This window comes from Azospirillum sp. B506 (assembly GCF_000333595.1).
Lineage (GTDB): Bacteria > Pseudomonadota > Alphaproteobacteria > Azospirillales > Azospirillaceae > Azospirillum.
This window is the reverse complement of sequence record NZ_BADK01000620.1, coordinates 1-2,086: the sequence shown is the minus strand read 5'-3', so window position 1 is coordinate 2,086 and position 2,086 is coordinate 1. Positions and strand designations below refer to the sequence as shown.

Sequence of the window (2,086 nt, the reverse complement as noted above, 5' to 3'; positions counted from 1 at the left end):
CATTTGTCGCCTGATCCGGGGCAACCGCCACGTTTTCCCCGACCCCGGGGCCGGTCTGGACCGCGCCGCCGACCATCAGGTCCTTGGCGCCGCGATAGTCGGTCTGCACATAGCCGAGCGTGTCGTCCGGCCGTTGCAGCTGCACCGCGCTGGCCTCATGGATGACGCCGCCCAGCCGGGTTCCGTCGACCTGCTGCAAAAGGGTCAGATCGTCCAGGATCTGACGATCGTCGACCGCCGGACCCTTACCCTGAACCGCTTCCTCAGCCATCGGACCGCTCCATAAGTCGGGTGCAGAACCGCACCGCGCCAGTTGTCACGGTTCTAGGTTCTAGCGCTCACGGTTGCTTGTGATAAGAAATATCCTGTGATGAGTTTCAACAGCTTGGCCAGGGTTCCTGCCGCCCCGACCCCAGCACCCCGATCGTCGGACGGTACGAAACGGTGCGAAAGCGGTTGATTTTCCGTCACTTTCCACGCAACTCCGAAAGGGTTGCGGAAAATACGTTTTGTCACTCGGTTGCCATTTGTTGCTATTCGCGGATTTACCTATCACTAGCAATTATGCTGTTGATTGACGGCCGGCTAACCCCGTGAACAGGTCGATCCTTTTGTCCGCAGTCCCGCCCACCTCCCGAACCGTCCCTCCCGCCGCTTCAATGGCTGCCTCGACGGACCGCGATCAGGCTGCACGCGACCGTGCGGCCGAGAAGGCTGCGCGACGCCTGCTGTCCGGCATGCTGGGGCCGCGCCGGGACCGGGCAATGCTGGTGCTGGCATCCCTTGCGCTGAACATCTTCGGGCTGGCGCTGCCCGTCACGCTGCTGCACATCTACGACCGCATCCTGCCGAACGAATCCTACGGCACCATGCTTCTTCTCGGCCTCGGCTGCGGGACGGCGGCGGTGATGGAGGCGATCCTGCGCGTCGCGCGCTCGGCGCTGACCACCTGGATGGGGGCGAGGATCGAGCACCAGTCGAGCGCGTCGCTGATCGACCGGCTGATGCGAATGCCGTTGAACGCCTTCTCGCAGCAGGGGATCGGCACCCATTTCGAAGTCTACCGCGCCATCAAGCTGGTGCGGGATTTCTATTCGGGCCAGGCGCTGCAATCGGCCATCGACATTCCCTTCGCCGCTCTTTACCTGGGACTGATCGCCCTGCTGGCCGGCTGGCTGGTGGCGATCCCGCTGGCGGTGCTGGGGCTGTTCCTGATCGTCGGCGCCCTGCTGGGGCGGCGGATGCGCGGGGCGCTGGAGCGCCGCCACACGCTGGAGGAACGGCGCCTCAATTTCATCAGCGAAGTGCTGGGCGGCGTCCATACCGTGAAGGGGCTGGGCGCCGAGGCCGGGCTGCTGCGCCGTCACGAACGCCTGCAGCAGGGCTGCAGCGAGGAGGACTTCGCCGTCGCCCGGCTGAGCGGCTCCGCCTCTGTCGTCGCCGCCACGCTGGCGCAGGCGACGATGATGCTGGTGGTCCTGCTGGGCAGCGTTTCGGTGATCGACGGAGCGATGACCACCGGCGTGCTGACCGCCTGTTCGATGCTGGCCGGCCGCTGCGTGCAGCCGGTGCAGGCGCTGTTCGACCGCTGGGTCCGCTATCAGTCGGTCTCGCTCGCCCTGCGCCGCATCGGTCATGTCCTGCTGGAGGTCGGATCGGACGGGGCGCCCGCCCTGCCGGGCAAGGATGAAACGGCCACGGCCGAGCGCTCGGTCGCCGAACCGCCGGCCCCCGGCTCCATCGAGATGGACAAGGTCGTCTTCGCCTACGACCGCGGGCCTGAGATCCTGAGCGGCCTGTCGCTGAGCGTCGGACCGGGCGAGTTCCTGGGCGTGGTGGCGACCAACAGCTCGGGCAAGACGACCCTGCTGCGCCTGATCCTCGGCGTGCTGCGCCCCACCGCCGGCGAAGTGCGGGTCGGCGTGCGCAGCCGAACCGAGTCGGATGCCATGATCGGCGTCGGCGGCGTCGTCTATGTCGGCGAGCATCCGGAGCTGTTCAAAGGCACCATCCTGCAGAACCTGACGCTGTTCGACCCCAGCCGGGGCGAACTGGCGATGGAGGTCTGCCGGCGCCTCGGCCCTCA

The 2,086-nt window shown here is 66.7% G+C and carries 2 protein-coding genes; one reads left to right on the top strand and one right to left on the bottom strand.

Annotation, left to right across the window (positions count from 1 at the left end):
- The coding region (locus tag I71_RS18510) for a hypothetical protein (protein ID WP_042696310.1) at positions 1-271 on the bottom strand (271 nt) is incomplete at its 3' end.
- A 388-nt stretch (positions 272-659) separates the two neighbouring features.
- Here I71_RS18510 and I71_RS18505 point away from each other — a divergent pair.
- Positions 660-2,086 (top strand): ABC transporter transmembrane domain-containing protein (locus I71_RS18505; RefSeq protein ID WP_148294279.1); only part of this gene is annotated, 1,427 nt, incomplete at its 3' end.